This window comes from Rossellomorea sp. NS-SX7, from assembly GCF_052828565.1.
Window position 1 is genome coordinate 2,740,778 of the sequence record NZ_CM128249.1, and the last position, 14,932, is coordinate 2,755,709.

Sequence of the window (14,932 nt, forward strand, 5' to 3'; positions counted from 1 at the left end):
AAATATTTTTTCATCTGCTTGCTTTTATCGCGTTATTCCGGAGTGGACAGCGGTCTTTGTGTGAAAACAGCCGCGTTCACCTCTATGCGCGGGCTAACATTCGGTCTAATGCCAACATCGCGAAATGAGAGATGTCTTTGCCTACTTTGATTGTGTTTTGAGGTTTTTTGTCTATTATATTTTCCAATGACCATAGTAAATGCGGTAAATCGATCCTATTCATTGTAAGGCATGGACACATATATGGGTTGAGGGAAATGATATGCTTGTCGGGATGCTGTCCAATCAGTCTCTTGACCAGATTCATTTCCGTCCCTATCGCCCAGGAAGAACCCTTTGGTGCATTCTCAATTGTTTCTATAATGAATTTCGTACTCCCATTCATGTCTGATTTTTCAACAACTTCCCTCCGGCACTCTGGATGAACGATGATCTTCATTTCAGGGTGTGTGCTGCGTACCTGCTCAATGTTCTTTTCTGTAAAATTCTCATGAACGGAACAGTGCCCTTTCCAAAGGATGACTTTAATATCCTCCGGCTTCCCATCAGTTATCAGTTCATTTCGAATCGGGTCCCAGACGGCCATTTCATTCTTTGCCACACCCAGATCTGCCGCCGTGTTTCTGCCTAGATGCTGATCAGGAAGGAACAATATCCGTTCCTTTTCTCCCAATGCCCATTCCACCATTTTATGGGCGTTGGATGAGGTGACAGTCGCTCCCCCATTCTTTCCGACAAAGCTTTTAATGGCTGCAGTTGAGTTGACATAGGTGAGGGGGATGATGGTATCACCGAATAATCCCTGCAGGCTGGACCATGCTTTTTCCGTTTGAAAGATGTCAGCCATATCTGCCATGGAGCAGCCCGCTCTCATATCTGGTAAAATGACCTGTTGATGTTCTTCTGTTAAGATATCGGCCGTTTCTGCCATGAAATGAACCCCGCAAAACACGATAAAATCTGCTTCCTGGTTTTGGGAAGAGATTTGCGCTAATTGAAGGGAATCCCCAATTGCATCGGCAAATTGTATGACTTCATCCTTCTGATAGTGATGGCCAGGTATGAACAGTTTTTTTCCAAGCACCCTTTTTATTTCCCTTACCCTATTCTCCATTTCTTCTTTGGTAAGGGCCGTGATCGTTTCAGGCAGGACGCCTGTTTCAGCTGTCAGTTCTTCTAGTAACCCCATTATAAAACCCCCTCCTGTCTAAATACTCTTGCACTAATATCTAAAGACTTTACTGAATGGGTCAGGTATCCGAGTGAAATGTACCCGACCCCTGTATGTGCGTACTCGTTCAGATTCTCTTCCGTAATCCCACCTGAAGCCTCGGTGACGACCTTAGGCGGGACGTGGCGGATCCACTCCTTGATTTGCTTAGGACTGCAGTTATCGAACATGATGATGTCTGCACCGCTGTCGACAGCCTCTATCAAACCCTCTTCACTTTCGATTTCCACTTCAATTTTCACTGTATGGCCGCACTGCTGTTTCGCTTTTTTTACTGCAGCAGAAATCGACCCAGCAAATGAAATGTGGTTATCCTTCAACATAATTGCGTCATACAGACCATTTCGGTGATTGTAGCCTCCACCTGTCCGCACGGCGTATTTCTCAAGCATCCGGAGTCCCGGCGTCGTTTTTCTTGTATCACAGACCCTCGCTCCGCTGCCCTCCACTTTTTGGACGGCCCGGTGTGTTGATGTCGCTATACCGCTCATTCGCTGAATAAGATTCAACACAACCCTTTCTCCCTGCAGAAGAGCCCTCATACTCCCGGTCACCCTGGCGAATTGCTGTCCTTCTTTAACGGAATCGCCATCTTCCACATACACCTCGGCCACAGTTTCATTACTCAATAATGAGAAAGTCGTTTCGATCACACTTTTCCCGCAGAAGATCCCATTTTCTTTTGCGATCAAAAAGAATGTCCCCTTATCGCTTTCTGCAAATACACTTTCTGATGAAAGGTCACCGTCGCCGAGGTCTTCTTTTAAAAATTCTTCAAGCATAGATTTCAATTTGATGTTGTTCATCACGTACCACCCTCAGTTGATGATTATCATTTATTAAAAGTATCGATTTCTTGAACCATTCTGAATTGTTTTCTCCCGGATAATCCGATCGGATATGCCCTCCTCTGCTTTCCGTCCTCAAGAGGGCAGACTGTGTGATCAACATGCTGACCACCCACATTAAGTATGTTTGGATTTCATTTTCAGACAATCGATCGAGGCCGGTATGGAATGATAAGGATTGAGCATTCAACCAGTTCAAATGACGCGTTAAACTTTGTTCATTCCGTATGATCCCTACATCCCTCATCATCCGTTCTTTAAGTTCGGTGGGATCAAACGTAATTTCTCCGATATTTCCTTTTGACTCCTGAACGTTATAAGCACCAGTGAAAGGAGATGTCTTCCTTTTAAATGTGACCAGATGATTTGCGAGTCTTTCTCCAAATACCAGGCCTTCGAGCAGAGAGTTCGATGCGAGCCGGTTTGCTCCATGCATCCCTGTACAGGCAACCTCGCCGATTGCATATAAACCATGGATGGTGGTTTTTCCTTCTTCATCTGTCAAGACTCCCCCCATTGTGAAGTGACATCCCGGAGTAACCGGAATTTTCCCTTGGGATAATGAAATATGATGGTTTTCACACAGTTTGGTGATCGATGGAAATTTCGTTTCAAAATCCTTTACCGGAGTGATATCAAGATAGACCGCTTTCCCTTCGATACGCTCACGATTGATTTTCTCAGCCACGATATGACGCGGGGCAAGCTCCAGCAGCGGATGCACCCCTTCCATGATCCGTTCTCCTGAACCATTGATCAGGAGTGCCCCTTCTCCTCTTACTGCTTCTGAAACGAGTCCGCCGGAAGTGCTCCCCAAAGACAGGAGAGTGGGGTGAAATTGAATGAATTCCATATCGGACAGCGCAGCCCCCGCTAGAAATGCCAGTGCCATACCGTCGCCCGTAACCGTCGGTGCATTGCTGCTCAATGAATAAATCGAGCCTGCGCCACCGGTGGAAAGCACCACATGAGGTGCAGAGTAGCGATGGATGGAGCCGTCACCTTTCATCGTTTTGACTCCGCAGCAATGACCCCGTTCATTTTTTATGAGTTCGTAAACCAATTCCTTTTCAACGAACCTGACTTTTTCAGTAAGTGCATCCAATAAATATTCGATGATATATTTCCCTGTCTGATCACCGCCGCTGTGAAGGATGCGGGCCATACTGTGTGCTCCTTCCATTCCGAGTGCAAGATCCCCATTGGATTTCCTGTCAAAAGGAGCCCCGTCATTAATCAAGTATTCTATTATTCTTTTTCCATCCCTGATAACGTTCTTCACAGCTTCTTCTGACTGATGGTTGCAGCCTGCTGTCATCGTATCCTTTGCATGCAGTTCTACTTTATCGAATTTGCCGATTGGGGCCGCAACCCCGCCCTGGGCAAGATACGAGTTGCTGTCTTTCACTTTATTCTTTGTGATAATTATCACATTCAAATGCTCCTGAAGCTGACGGGCAAGCTGTAATGCAGCGATACCGCTTCCCACTATGATTACATCGGTATTCGTCATGTATAAATCCTCCTGATTATTTACAGGTGTCTTGACACATATATTTACACATTATTAAACTAATGACAAGAGTTTTTTTATAGATGGCAGTTTTTGATAGGTTCTGCTTTCCGCCCAACTTAGCATGCGTTCGTATGCTGGATTCTACTTCACGTTTTAAACAGGCTGCGGATTGCGCCATCCAAGGGACCTTGATAAAAGAAACTTATAGATTGCTCACTTTTGATTTTTTAAAGGGGAATGAAAGATGCTTTATTTTGATTATGCGTCAACGACACCGGTCGATCCGGAGAGTTTACAGATTTATAAGAACGTCAGTGAAGACTATTGGGGAAACCCCAGCAGTCTTCATGACACGGGGGGAAAAGCCCATCTTCTTCTCGAAAATTGTCGGAAGAGGCTTGGTGGTGTCCTCGGTGTTCCACCTGAGGGAATTTCTTTTACTTCCGGTGGAACAGAAGGAAATCATGTGGCCCTTCTCTCACTCGCATTCAGTTATCAAAAGAAGGGGAAACATATCATCATCAGCGAGGCTGAACATTCATCCATCCACAGTGCGGCTGCTTTTTTGGAAAAGGCGGGGTTCAAGATAACAAAGATCCCTTATACACCAGAAGGACTTATAAACCTGGACTCTTTGGAAAGGGCGATTACAAAACAAACGACGGTCGTCTCCGTCTGTCATGTAAATGGCGAAATCGGCTCCATCCAGCCTCTTCAGGAGATTAAGAAACTTCTGCAAGGGAAAGATATATTATTTCACAGTGATATGGTGCAATCATTTGGCAAGCTCGACATTACAGAAGCCGCTTCGATTGTGGACAGCTTAACGATCTCTTCTCATAAAATCTATGGACCAAAAGGGGCCGGTGCGGTCTATTTTCATCCACAATCGGATATCCAGCCTTTCATGCCCTTCCAGACGCATGAACATGGATTCAGGGGAGGAACCGTCAACCTTCCAGGAATTGCAGGCTTTGTATCGGCGGCTTTGAAAGTCAAACCTCTTGAGGAACATCATCATTATAAAGTGCTGCGAGACCACTTTTTCGAAAAGCTGCACAGCTCAATAGGTGAATATTACACAGCTTATGGCGGCCCAGCCGACCACCAGCTTCCTCATGTAATCGGAATGAGAATCAACGGAGTGGAAGGTCAATGGCTCATGCTTGAGTGCAACCGGAAAGGCATCCATATCTCAACGGGAAGTGCCTGTCAGACAGGGAAGCATTCCATACCTAAGACCCTTGAGGCCATGGGGATAGGAGAAAGAGAAGGAAAAGAGTTCATCCGGATTTCGCTTGGACGGGAAACCTCTCACGGGCATATCGAAGAACTAGCAGAGGCTCTTTCCCAAATTCATCAGGAAGCATACATTTCTTAACTTGAAGAAGCTGGTATGGTATGATTTCCTATATAAAAAAATACGGAGGAGATAGCAGTGGCAGGGAAAAAGATACTTGGAGATGAGAGACGGCAAGTCATACTCGATCATCTCATAACCAAACAAGCCCCGATTACAGGAGGCGACCTTGCAAAGCTTGCCAATGTAAGCCGGCAGGTAATCGTCAGTGATATTACCCTACTGAAGGCTAAAGGAGAACCGATCATCGCTACGAGTCAAGGATATCTCTATATGCCAAGCTCAAATCGTGATTCGATGGTGGAACGGATCGTTGCCTGTCAGCATTCTCCCGACAGAGCAGAAGAAGAACTGTTGTTACTTGTCGATCACGGCGTCACAGTGAAGGACGTTAAAATCGAACATGGCGTCTACGGTGACCTGACAGCTTCGATCATGGTCTCCAATCGAAAAGAAGTGGAACAATTTTTAACGAAAATCGAAAGAACCCAAGCCGCCTACTTATCCGAATTAACGGACGGTGTGCATTTACATACGCTGATGGCCCACAATGAGGAAGCATTGGTGAATGCAGAAAATGCACTTAAGGAAGCTGGTTTTTTGATGAAGTCTTATAGTTGAAATGAGTACCCGGTCCTGATATCAGGGCCGGGTGTTTTTATTTATGCCTCCAGCAAGTAAGATGAATACGTCCCGACCATCTTCACTTCGCATCCAAGTGCCTCCATTTCGCTTATTGCTCCTGGAAGAAGTACCTCGTCCATTCCATGAGCAACGTCTATCAGGAAGAAATAGTCACCCAGTCCGGTTTTTAATGGCCTTGATTCGATCTTGCTCAGGTTAAGCTGCCTCCAGGCAAACGTGGAGAGAACCTGATGGAGAGCTCCGGAACGATCCTTCGGAAGGGTCACCATGAGCGTCGTTTTGTCTGAAGATTTTTTTTGGTCGATCCTGAGAGCATCACTCTGTTTATGCAGCACGATAAAACGTGTGTGATTATAAGCAAAGTCATGGATGTTCTCATGGATAATCGTCAATCCGTACTCTTTGGCGGCTAATTCATTCCCTATTGCCGCCAGCTTTTCCTGCGGGTGCTCACTCACGTATTTGGCTGCTGCCGCGGTTGAGGTCGTCTGCTCCAGAGAAGTGCCTCGATAGTGGTGATGAAGAAATTTATGGCACTGAGCCAAGGCATGGGAATGCGAGAGGATCTTCTCTACCTTATTATCACCGCCGCTATGCCCCGGGTGCACCATAAGATGCTGCTGTATCGGTGAAGTAAGCTCAGCAACGATGGATAAGTCCGCTTCATGAAATAAATAATCAACCGTAATATGTACAGATCCCTCCAGTGCGTTTTCCAGGGGGACCACTGCATAGTCAGCATCTTCTTCAATGACTGCTTCGATGCAATCTGGTATCGTCACACAAGGTACTTGATGTTCTTCTGGAAAAGCCTTCTTCACGGCCAGGTCCGTGAACGAAGCCTGAGGTCCTAGATAAGCAATTTTCAATGGGTCTCTTCCTCTCGACAAATTTATTGAACATTCTAACATGGGAAAGATGGTTTTGTATATACATCTTTTTTTAAAAGTTAGGAAACGACCTTTATAAATCCGGGGGATGCGTCCAAAAAAAAAAGAAGCGTCAGGCACCTGAGCCTAACACTTCTACTTTCTCGACGAATTCCAGCCTTCTCAAACGAGCCAGCAGTTCTTCCAAGCCGACTGTCAGATCGGTTACATTCAGGGAAAGCGTTACATTCGCTCTCCCCTGCAGTGGAATCGTCTGGTGAATGGTTAATATATTACATCCGTGCTTCGCCGTTTCACTGAGAAGATGTGACAGCGTTCCTGAGCGATCTTCCAGATGAAAGAATAACGTGATGATCCTTTCCTTTACGATCGTATGAAAAGGGAAGACCGTGTCACGGTATTTATAAAATGCACTCCGGCTTAAATCTACTCGATTTACGGCATCCCATACGGAGTCAGCCTTTCCTCTTTCGATCAGTTCCTTGGCATCAAGCGTTTTTTTCATTGCTTCCGGCAGGACATCTTCACGGACTAAATAAAATTTACCGTCCTGAAATTTTTTTCCCAATGATTACTCCTCCAATATGACCAGGCTTAATCAACGAATTCAAATTCATATTTCAATAAGCGGATCGTATCGCCATTTTCAGCACCGCGCTCGCGGAGTGCATCATCCACACCGTAAGAACGAAGCTGTCTTGCGAAACGTCTGACAGAATCTTCACGTGAGAAATCAGTCATCTTGAATAAGCGCTCGATCTTTGCTCCGCTGACAACAAACGTTCCATCAGGATCACGGGTGATCACAAAGTCACGCTGATCTTCTTCGTGTCTGTAAACCACACGATGTATACCTGTATCCTCGACTTCTTCTGTAATCGGGAACTCTTCAGTTGTCTCCAATTTATCCGCAACCGCGAACAACAGCTCTTTCAAGCCTTGCTGCGTAAATGCGGATATCGGGAAAACCGGATAATCATCTTGGAGCTTCTCTTTGAAGATCTTCAGATTTTCTTCCGCTTCAGGCATATCCATTTTGTTCGCCACGATGATTTGCGGGCGTTCTGTGAGGCGCAGATTATACTGCTTCAACTCTTCGTTGATCGTCAGATAATCTTCGTATGGGTCGCGCCCCTCCATGCCGCTCATATCGATCACATGCACGATGACACGCGTTCTTTCGATATGGCGAAGGAATTGATGGCCAAGACCCACTCCTTCATGGGCCCCTTCGATCAATCCAGGAAGGTCTGCCATGACAAAGCTTCTGCCATCAGCCGTTTCGACCATTCCGAGGTTCGGGACGATCGTCGTGAAGTGATACGAAGCAATCTTCGGTTTTGCAGCAGATACGACGGATAATAGCGTGGATTTCCCGACACTAGGGAATCCGACAAGTCCGACATCGGCAAGCAGTTTCAATTCCATGACGATATAGCGCTCCTGCCCCGGTTCACCTTTTTCAGAAAGCTCAGGTGCAGGGTTTGCAGGTGTGGCAAATCGTGAATTGCCCCGGCCGCCGCGGCCGCCTTTTGTTATGACTGCGCGCTGTCCATGCTGCGTCAAATCAGCAATCGTTTCGCCGGTATCATCATCTTTGACGACCGTACCCGGCGGCACCTTCACAACCATATCTTCTGCATTTCTTCCATGCTGGTTCTTACTCATGCCATGTTCTCCTCGCGGCGCCTTGAAGTGACGCTGATAACGGAAATCCATCAGCGTTCTTAGTCCTTCATCCACTTCAAAAATGACATCCGCCCCGTGGCCGCCATCTCCGCCTGCTGGGCCGCCTTTAGGTACATATTTCTCACGACGGAAAGCAACCATTCCGTTACCGCCGTCTCCGCCTTTTGTATAGATCTTGACCTGATCGACAAACATACTTTCACTCCTAACTTATCCATCACGTTGATATCATTATGTACATTCAATGCTATTCAACAGAAAGATGAATCACAAACGCTTCTTTTTGAAGCAGTTCTATTTCTATATTTTGTCCGTTTTTTTGCTTATTCTTAATCCATTCTTCCAAAACATTCGTTTCTTTTAGTATACCTGTGAAATCAAATATAAAACGGGGATGTTCCTCAGAAAGGTTGATGATTAATGAGAGTTGATTTTCTGCGTTGGCTCCTGCATTGGCTTCAAGAAGTTCCATTAGCTCCTTGCAAACGAGAACGAGCTTTTGATCATCCAGCTTATGAGTATAGCCGGTCTGTCCCACTTCGAACTCCAATTTCACCAGATGCGTCGACCAGTTATATGTTAAAATCCATTCAGCCAATAATGGAAGTTTTAAATTCGATAGTTTAGATTCATTCTGTGCTGTCAGAACCATGGTGTCTATGACTTGCTTCGCACGCTCGACCCGATTCAATTCAAGATTCCCCTTGATCAACTGCAGATCGTTCATCCAATCATGACGAGCATGTCTCAGTGCGTCCAGAATACCCCAATTTTCGCTCATATACAAACTCCTATACTTATTAGTGCTACTAGTTAGTATAACAAAGATGGGTATCCGCGTATATTGTTAATGAAAAAAGTGTCGAAGGACAGGAAATTTGGCCGGATGGCTGGTTGAATGATTTGAGCCGGCTTGTACTGTTGGAATTGATCATAAATCATGTAAAGTTGATAATAAATGACTGGGAGTTGAAAATATTTTGGGCAAAGTTGAAAATAAACCTCTCTTTCGGTGAAAAATGACCGGCCATATGATTATGAGGGCCTCTTCGAAGTAGTTTCTTGTTGTCCTGAAACGTTTATTATCAAAAACAGTCTGTTTATTATCAAAATTTCCTTTTTATTATCAAAAACAGTGTATTTATTATCAAAAATCCACTTTTATTATCAAAACCGCATGGCCTCAACATTTCTCCCGGATCCAGCACCTGCCGTCTAAAACGGTCCTTCACAAAAAATAAAACTCTAACCGAAAGTCGGTTAGAGTTTTCGTTAAAGATATGCGATTAAGCTTCATTCGCAACAGGGTATACGCTCACTTTTTTCTTGTCACGACCCATGCGTTCGAAACGAACAACACCGTCTGTTTTAGCAAAAAGTGTATCGTCACCACCACGGCCAACGTTCAAACCTGGGTAGATCTTTGTACCGCGTTGACGGTAAAGGATAGATCCGCCTGTAACCATTTGACCGTCTGCACGCTTAGCACCAAGACGCTTAGCAATAGAGTCACGACCGTTTTTAGTCGAACCTACTCCTTTTTTAGACGCGAAAAACTGAAGGTCTAATCTTAACATCTGTTCCACCTCCTACTTTTTGAAGGTTATTTTAATGAAATCACGATAGTCTCTTTCAATTGTTTGCAGGCTGATCACCATACTGCTGAGCAGCAGCTGGACCTTCATATCTGTTTCGTCAGGTAAGCCGTCAGGAATGACGCAGCTTAAGTATCCCCCATCGGCTGATTGCTCAATGATGGGTTCTACACCGGTCAATGACATGATGGCATTGACACTTCCGAATGAAACAGCAGAGGCACCGGCACAAACGATATCTTGCCCATGTTCGGCAAAATCTGCATGACCGTCCATCGAGAAAGAACGAATTCTTTCACCGGACTTCTCAACGTAAACGTTAATCATTCAATCACGCCTTACGCGTTGATTTTGTCAATTACAACTTTTGTGTAAGGTTGACGGTGACCTTGCTTACGACGGTAGTTCTTCTTAGGCTTGTACTTGAATACTACAAGCTTTTTCGCGCGGCCTTGTTTTTCAACTTTCGCTGTTACAGTAGCTCCATCCACTAATGGACTTCCTACTTTCACATCGTCACCACCAACAAAAAGAACCTTGTCGAATGTTACCGTATCACCTTCACCTGCGTTTAGCTTTTCGATGTAGATTTCTTGACCAGCTTCTACACGGATTTGCTTACCACCTGTTTCGATAATTGCGTACATAATCGCACCTCCTTAATAAACTCAGACTCGCCAATCACAGGTGCTGGATTTCTCCACACTTTAAGACCTGTTCTGAGCGGTTGTAGCACGGGTGCTACAATCAATAACATTAGAATCCTATCACAATTCGAGAGGGGGTGTCAATATAAATCATGAAATTCATACGATCTTTCCGATTTGATAATGCGGATGTGAATGATTGATGACATGAAGATCAAGTTTCATCTTCAATGCTTCCTCCAACCTTTTCAGATGGTGCCTTTCGCTGCCGGCAAACACATCGAGCACATCCTTCGTTCCCTCTATCACAATTTCCGCAGTGTCTGTGCCCTGATATTCCCAGAGCTCCCTCTCCAGTTGAAACGCTTTGCTTTCGGGACTGACGATCCGGCCCGTTCCGCTGCATACAGGACATGGGACGGTTAAATATTCATTTAGGGACGGCCTTGCCCTTTTTCTTGTCAGTTCCAGGACACCAAGTGAGGTAAAGCCCAAAACGGTCGTGCGCTGTGAATCTTCCTGAAGGGCCTCGCTGAAAGCCCTCAGTACTTCCTCTCGGTGGGTTTCTTTTTTCATATCAATGAAATCAATCAGGATGATGCCGCTGATATTCCTGAGGGTCAATTGCTTAGCCATTTCCACAGCAGCCAGTTTGTTCGTCTTCAAAACGGTTTGTGCAAGATCATCCTTACCTGTGAACTTGCCCGAATTGACATCTACCACAGTAAGCGCTTCTGTCGATTCGATAAGCAGAAACGCACCATTATCAAGCCAGACCACTTTTTTCAATGCGTTTTTCCAAACAGACGAGACCCCGAAATGCTGAAAGATATTTTCCCTGCCTTGATAAAGCTCCATTACCCATTTGCCGCTGTAATGAGCCTCGATCCAGCCTTTTAGATGTTCATAGCACTCAAAGTCATCTACCGCAATAGATCCGCCTTCACCTGTTTTCAATTGTTCAAAAAGGTCCTTATAAAACGCATCCTCTCTAAATAAAAGGGCAGGAGCTTTGCTTCGCCGGCTCAATCCTTCGAGAGCCTGGTATCGGCTTCGCAATGTGTCTAGTTCTTCAATCAATGTTTCACTCCCGGCTCCGGAAGCCTTCGTACGGAAAACGGCCCCTTCCGCTTCCGTTTTCCATTCTTTCCCGGTACGCTTCAAATCTCGCCTTTCCGCTTCATCGATTTTCTTGGAAACGGCGATATAATGTCCCTCAGGCATATAAACAAGATGCTCTCCCTTGAGTTCAATGACTGCAGACAATTTCGGCCCTTTTGTCCCCGCCGCATCCTTCGTCACCTGCACCAGGATTTTTTGCCCTTCATGCACACACTTAGAGATTGGTATGGCTGCATCCCCCCTGTGATAGGCTGCGACGTTTTGGGGGAAATCTTTTTCGTGAAGGTAGCCGTTTTTATTCTGTCCGATATCCACGAATGCTGCTCCAAGGCCTTTTTGTACCTTGACCACTTTCCCAAAGTAAATATTGCCTGTCAGCGTCTCTTCCTGCGGCTGATACGTGAACAGCCCGGCGACCTTCTGATCTTTGCGCAGAACCCAGCGTTTTTCCCTGCCTTTTCCGTGCACAATGATTTCTTCCAACGGAGGATCCCTCTTTTCTATGTAAAACACGTCATTTTTTCGCCAATAAAAAAGAAAAGGAATGACTCGACGTCAAACCTTTGTGTAATTTCTACTATTCACTTTAAACAGTCTGCGATCATTCGTCAATAAAGGTAGAGAAGATCCTTCGTTTTGGCGTTTGTCATTTTTTCAGCAAAGAATGCATGGAGGAGTTCAGATTCATCAAGCTTTCCGACTTCAGTGCCCCCATCAAGCACGACGAGAGGATGCTTCACACCACGGTGGAATCGTTCAACTACCGTCAGAATCGTGTCTTCACCTTCGATCGGCAAGGGTCTCAAGTCAGCGAATTGATGACTGTTCCCATAATAACGTTCTAAAAGGAACTTCATGAAATTATACCTTCTCTGCTTCCAGTCCATCCATAATGAAAAATACAGGAACGATAGCACGATCCAAATATTCAAATGAAACGGTGCAATGACGAGGATGGATAAGTGAAACAGGATCAGGAGTGAAAAGGAACTGATCAGCGTCATTTCATATGCCTTCAAATAATTGAATTTGAGCGACAGCAGTAACGAAATCAGTTTTCCGCCGTCAAGCGGCCAGATCGGCAGCAGATTGAACAGCAGCACCATAAGATTCAATTGAAGGAACAGCGTGAATAAGTCTCCGCTGATGAAACTTCCTTTCATCAATAGCCAACCTGCTCCCACAAGCCAGACATGCTGCAGCGGCCCTGATGCAATCACCCAGAACTCCTCGCGAAGGGAACGGTTGCCGTGTTCATCCATTTCAGCGACTCCCCCAAAGGGAAGGAGGGCGATTCTTTTCACTCTCCACGAATAATAATGAGCAGTCACCCCATGGCCTAATTCGTGGATGGTGATGATCAGAAGCAGCATGATCAGCTCAAGAAAATGAGCCGTCGCTATGCCGATGGCCATGACAAGCCAGAGCAATGGGTGAATATAAAGCTTCTTTACTGCCGAAGTAAAATTAGTCAAATGATATCACCTGTATCGGGTCGATGAATTCATCACCCATTTTAATGGCAAAATAAAATTCCCCTGAGACATCGCTTTCCCCGCTCGTTGAAACTTTTCCGACTGCAGACCCTTTATCGACATACTCATATTGATTCACTTCAATCGATTCGAGATGGCCGTACCAGGATTCGGACTTATCTTCGTGCTGGATGACGACTGTATTCCCAAGCTTATCCTTCTTTCCGGCAAAAATGATCAGTCCTCCTTTCATTGCGGCAACATCTTCGCCAAAACCGGTTTCAAGCATGATACCCTGGCCATTCGCTTTGAAATTTTCAACAACTTTCCCTGAAGCCGGCCTTGCATATTCTTCCGTGTTGACAACGGAAGAAGAGTCTTTATCTTCAGTGCCTCCGGGCAGCAATGCCAACGGCTTCCCGAATTGGTCCTCATACCAGGACGAAATGGCGGCAAACTGAAATTCCGTCTCCATTGTACGATTGACCACCGATTTTGCTTCGTCAAAAACAGGTGAAGGACTTTTGAACATGATCGCTGTGATCAATACCATGATGCCTGCACCTAAAATCTTCATCATGAACGTTTCTTTTTTAAATAACGGATGAAACCCTTCCGGAGGAGGCCCGCCTTCATAGCTCGAATACCGTTCTGCCCCATATCGTTCTTCATCACTCGGCAGAAAGTAAGAACCGTTTGTATAGCCGCGCTGATTGGTCATTTTATTTGTTTTCTTTCTTTTTGCAATCCGCTTTCTTATTTCATCCGCTCGATTCCCCATGAACACCATTCCTTTTTATAAGGTATTGTCCGGCTCCGCGCCAAACGAGCCTGTTCTATTCACATGCTACAATGTATGACTTGTCCGAAGGGAATATTCATGAAAGAAAACAAAAATGCGTGGAATGGGGGATGGGGTGAAGCGGTCAAAACAGACCATTTGTGCCTGGCTCAAAACAGACTATTTGTGCCTGGCTCAAAACAGACTATTTGTGCCTGGCACATATCAGGCTATTTGTGCCAGGCACGAAGGCATGCCGCATCGCACCAAATTAAAAACCCGACAATGTCCGGATGACCATTGTCGGGTTTTGAGATTCTATTTACCTATCAAGCTTTGACGCCGAATAGTTTTTTGATTTTCGAGAACACGCCCGGTTTCGTATCTTCCAGCGATTGAAGAGGAACGGATTCCCCGAGGATGCGTCTCGCTATATTCCGATACGCAATCGAAGCTTTGCTTGTTGAATCAAGGGCGATCGGTTCTCCTTTATTGGAGGACTTGATGACATTGTCATCGTCGGCGACAATTCCGATCAGGTCGATTGACAGATGAGCCGTGATTTCATCTACATCCAGCGCTTCGCCACTTTTCATCATATGGCTGCGGATACGGTTGATAATCAGCTTAGGCGGTTCGATATCCTCTTTTTCAAGCAGTCCGATGATCCGGTCTGCATCGCGGACAGCGGAGATTTCGGGAGTCGTTACCACGATGGCACGGTCTGCACCCGCTACCGCGTTTTTATAGCCCTGTTCGATTCCTGCCGGGCAGTCGATGATGATGTAATCATAATCCTGTTTTAAATCCAGGACCAGTTTTTTCATCTGTTCAGGATTCACCGCTGACTTATCGCTTGTCTGTGCGGCAGGCAGAAGGAATAATTTGTCTTCAAACCGCTTATCCTTCACGAGCGCCTGATGAATTTTGCAGCGGCCTTCCACAACATCGACTAAGTCGTAAATGATTCTATTTTCGAGTCCCATGACAACATCGAGGTTTCTGAGACCGATATCCGTATCAATCAGACAAACTTTTTTACCTTGTAGAGCTAATGCTGTACCAACATTGGCAGAAGTGGTCGTCTTACCCACTCCACCTTTACCTGAAGTAACAACTATGGCTTCACCCAC

At 45.5% G+C, this 14,932-nt stretch carries 16 protein-coding genes and 1 other annotated feature; of the genes, 2 read left to right on the top strand and 14 right to left on the bottom strand.

The features are described 5' to 3' along the window. Nucleotides 1-82 precede the first annotated feature (82 nt). Genes nadA through nadB form a run of 3 tightly spaced genes read right to left on the bottom strand, consistent with a single transcriptional unit; the run spans nt 83 to nt 3,592 of the window. Nucleotides 83-1,189: a quinolinate synthase NadA gene (nadA, locus tag ACUXV2_RS13765; RefSeq protein ID WP_446243754.1), complete on the bottom strand. Its 1,107-nt coding sequence runs from the start codon at nt 1,187-1,189 to the stop codon at nt 83-85. Then, nucleotides 1,189-2,037, bottom strand: a complete 849-nt coding sequence (nadC, locus tag ACUXV2_RS13770) for a carboxylating nicotinate-nucleotide diphosphorylase (protein ID WP_446243755.1) — start codon at nt 2,035-2,037, stop codon at nt 1,189-1,191. The genes nadA and nadC overlap by 1 nt, the downstream gene beginning before the upstream one ends. Next, nucleotides 2,006-3,592 carry an L-aspartate oxidase gene (gene nadB / locus ACUXV2_RS13775; protein ID WP_446243756.1) on the bottom strand — a complete coding sequence of 529 codons (1,587 nt, stop codon included), beginning with the start codon at nt 3,590-3,592 and terminating at the stop codon, nt 2,006-2,008. The genes nadC and nadB overlap by 32 nt, the downstream gene beginning before the upstream one ends. Before the next feature lie 247 nt (nt 3,593-3,839). Between nadB and ACUXV2_RS13780 the strand changes: the two genes are divergently transcribed. Both ACUXV2_RS13780 and ACUXV2_RS13785 read left to right on the top strand, forming a co-directional pair. Then, a complete protein-coding gene (locus ACUXV2_RS13780; protein ID WP_446243757.1) occupies nt 3,840-4,976 on the top strand; it encodes an IscS subfamily cysteine desulfurase in 1,137 nt (378 codons plus the stop codon). A gap of 57 nt (nt 4,977-5,033) precedes the next feature. Further along, nucleotides 5,034-5,576: a 3H domain-containing protein gene (locus tag ACUXV2_RS13785; RefSeq protein ID WP_446243758.1), complete on the top strand. Its 543-nt coding sequence runs from the start codon at nt 5,034-5,036 to the stop codon at nt 5,574-5,576. Nucleotides 5,577-5,617: 41 nt separating this feature from the next. Here the strand turns inward: ACUXV2_RS13785 and pheA are convergent, their stop codons facing one another. From pheA to minD, 11 genes are all read right to left on the bottom strand, one after another. Further along, entirely contained in the window at nt 5,618-6,469 is an 852-nt protein-coding gene (gene pheA, locus ACUXV2_RS13790) for a prephenate dehydratase (RefSeq protein ID WP_446243759.1), read from the bottom strand. A gap of 133 nt (nt 6,470-6,602) precedes the next feature. Next, the gene (locus tag ACUXV2_RS13795) at nt 6,603-7,058 is read right to left on the bottom strand and encodes an ACT domain-containing protein (RefSeq protein WP_446243760.1); all 456 of its coding nucleotides are present in this window, start codon (nt 7,056-7,058) and stop codon (nt 6,603-6,605) included. Nucleotides 7,059-7,084: 26 nt separating this feature from the next. Further along, nucleotides 7,085-8,374 (bottom strand): GTPase ObgE, encoded by a 1,290-nt coding sequence (gene obgE, locus ACUXV2_RS13800; protein ID WP_446243761.1) that lies wholly within the window; start codon nt 8,372-8,374, stop codon nt 7,085-7,087. Between the two features lie 52 nt (nt 8,375-8,426). Further along, nucleotides 8,427-8,960, bottom strand: a complete 534-nt coding sequence (locus ACUXV2_RS13805; RefSeq protein ID WP_446243762.1) for a Spo0B C-terminal domain-containing protein — start codon at nt 8,958-8,960, stop codon at nt 8,427-8,429. 505 nt (nt 8,961-9,465) lie between these two features. Further along, on the bottom strand, nt 9,466-9,756 hold the full coding sequence (rpmA, locus tag ACUXV2_RS13810) for a 50S ribosomal protein L27 (protein WP_032087495.1): 291 nt from the start codon (nt 9,754-9,756) through the stop codon (nt 9,466-9,468). Nucleotides 9,757-9,768: 12 nt separating this feature from the next. Continuing rightward, a complete protein-coding gene (locus tag ACUXV2_RS13815; protein ID WP_446243763.1) occupies nt 9,769-10,101 on the bottom strand; it encodes a ribosomal-processing cysteine protease Prp in 333 nt (110 codons plus the stop codon). An 11-nt stretch (nt 10,102-10,112) separates the two neighbouring features. Beyond that, a complete protein-coding gene (gene rplU / locus ACUXV2_RS13820) occupies nt 10,113-10,421 on the bottom strand; it encodes a 50S ribosomal protein L21 (protein WP_446243764.1) in 309 nt (102 codons plus the stop codon). Between the two features lie 13 nt (nt 10,422-10,434). Further along, nucleotides 10,435-10,513 (bottom strand) — a sequence feature (ribosomal protein L21 leader region). Between the two features lie 67 nt (nt 10,514-10,580). Next, nucleotides 10,581-12,026: an Rne/Rng family ribonuclease gene (locus tag ACUXV2_RS13825; RefSeq protein ID WP_446243765.1), complete on the bottom strand. Its 1,446-nt coding sequence runs from the start codon at nt 12,024-12,026 to the stop codon at nt 10,581-10,583. A 125-nt stretch (nt 12,027-12,151) separates the two neighbouring features. Continuing rightward, nucleotides 12,152-13,018, bottom strand: a complete 867-nt coding sequence (locus tag ACUXV2_RS13830) for a M50 family metallopeptidase (protein WP_446243766.1) — start codon at nt 13,016-13,018, stop codon at nt 12,152-12,154. Continuing rightward, the gene (locus tag ACUXV2_RS13835) at nt 13,011-13,799 is read right to left on the bottom strand and encodes a peptidoglycan DD-metalloendopeptidase family protein (RefSeq protein ID WP_446243767.1); all 789 of its coding nucleotides are present in this window, start codon (nt 13,797-13,799) and stop codon (nt 13,011-13,013) included. Before ACUXV2_RS13835 ends, ACUXV2_RS13830 begins: the two co-directional genes overlap by 8 nt. Nucleotides 13,800-14,128: 329 nt before the next feature. Further along, nucleotides 14,129-14,932: a septum site-determining protein MinD gene (minD, locus tag ACUXV2_RS13840; RefSeq protein WP_446243768.1), complete on the bottom strand. Its 804-nt coding sequence runs from the start codon at nt 14,930-14,932 to the stop codon at nt 14,129-14,131.

Excerpts from the sequence above, each read along its gene's own strand:
- ACUXV2_RS13805 (WP_446243762.1), bottom strand. The coding sequence starts at position 8,960 with ATGAGCGAAAATTGGGGTATTCTGGACGCACTGAGACATGCTCGTCAT.
- ACUXV2_RS13835 (WP_446243767.1), bottom strand. The coding sequence starts at position 13,799 with ATGGGGAATCGAGCGGATGAAATAAGAAAGCGGATTGCAAAAAGAAAG.
- rpmA (WP_032087495.1), bottom strand. The coding sequence starts at position 9,756 with ATGTTAAGATTAGACCTTCAGTTTTTCGCGTCTAAAAAAGGAGTAGGT.
- nadB (WP_446243756.1), bottom strand. The coding sequence starts at position 3,592 with ATGACGAATACCGATGTAATCATAGTGGGAAGCGGTATCGCTGCATTA.
- ACUXV2_RS13815 (WP_446243763.1), bottom strand. The coding sequence starts at position 10,101 with ATGATTAACGTTTACGTTGAGAAGTCCGGTGAAAGAATTCGTTCTTTC.
- obgE (WP_446243761.1), bottom strand. The coding sequence starts at position 8,374 with ATGTTTGTCGATCAGGTCAAGATCTATACAAAAGGCGGAGACGGCGGT.
- nadA (WP_446243754.1), bottom strand. The coding sequence starts at position 1,189 with ATGGGGTTACTAGAAGAACTGACAGCTGAAACAGGCGTCCTGCCTGAA.
- nadC (WP_446243755.1), bottom strand. The coding sequence starts at position 2,037 with ATGAACAACATCAAATTGAAATCTATGCTTGAAGAATTTTTAAAAGAA.
- ACUXV2_RS13780 (WP_446243757.1), top strand. The coding sequence starts at position 3,840 with ATGCTTTATTTTGATTATGCGTCAACGACACCGGTCGATCCGGAGAGT.
- rplU (WP_446243764.1), bottom strand. The coding sequence starts at position 10,421 with ATGTACGCAATTATCGAAACAGGTGGTAAGCAAATCCGTGTAGAAGCT.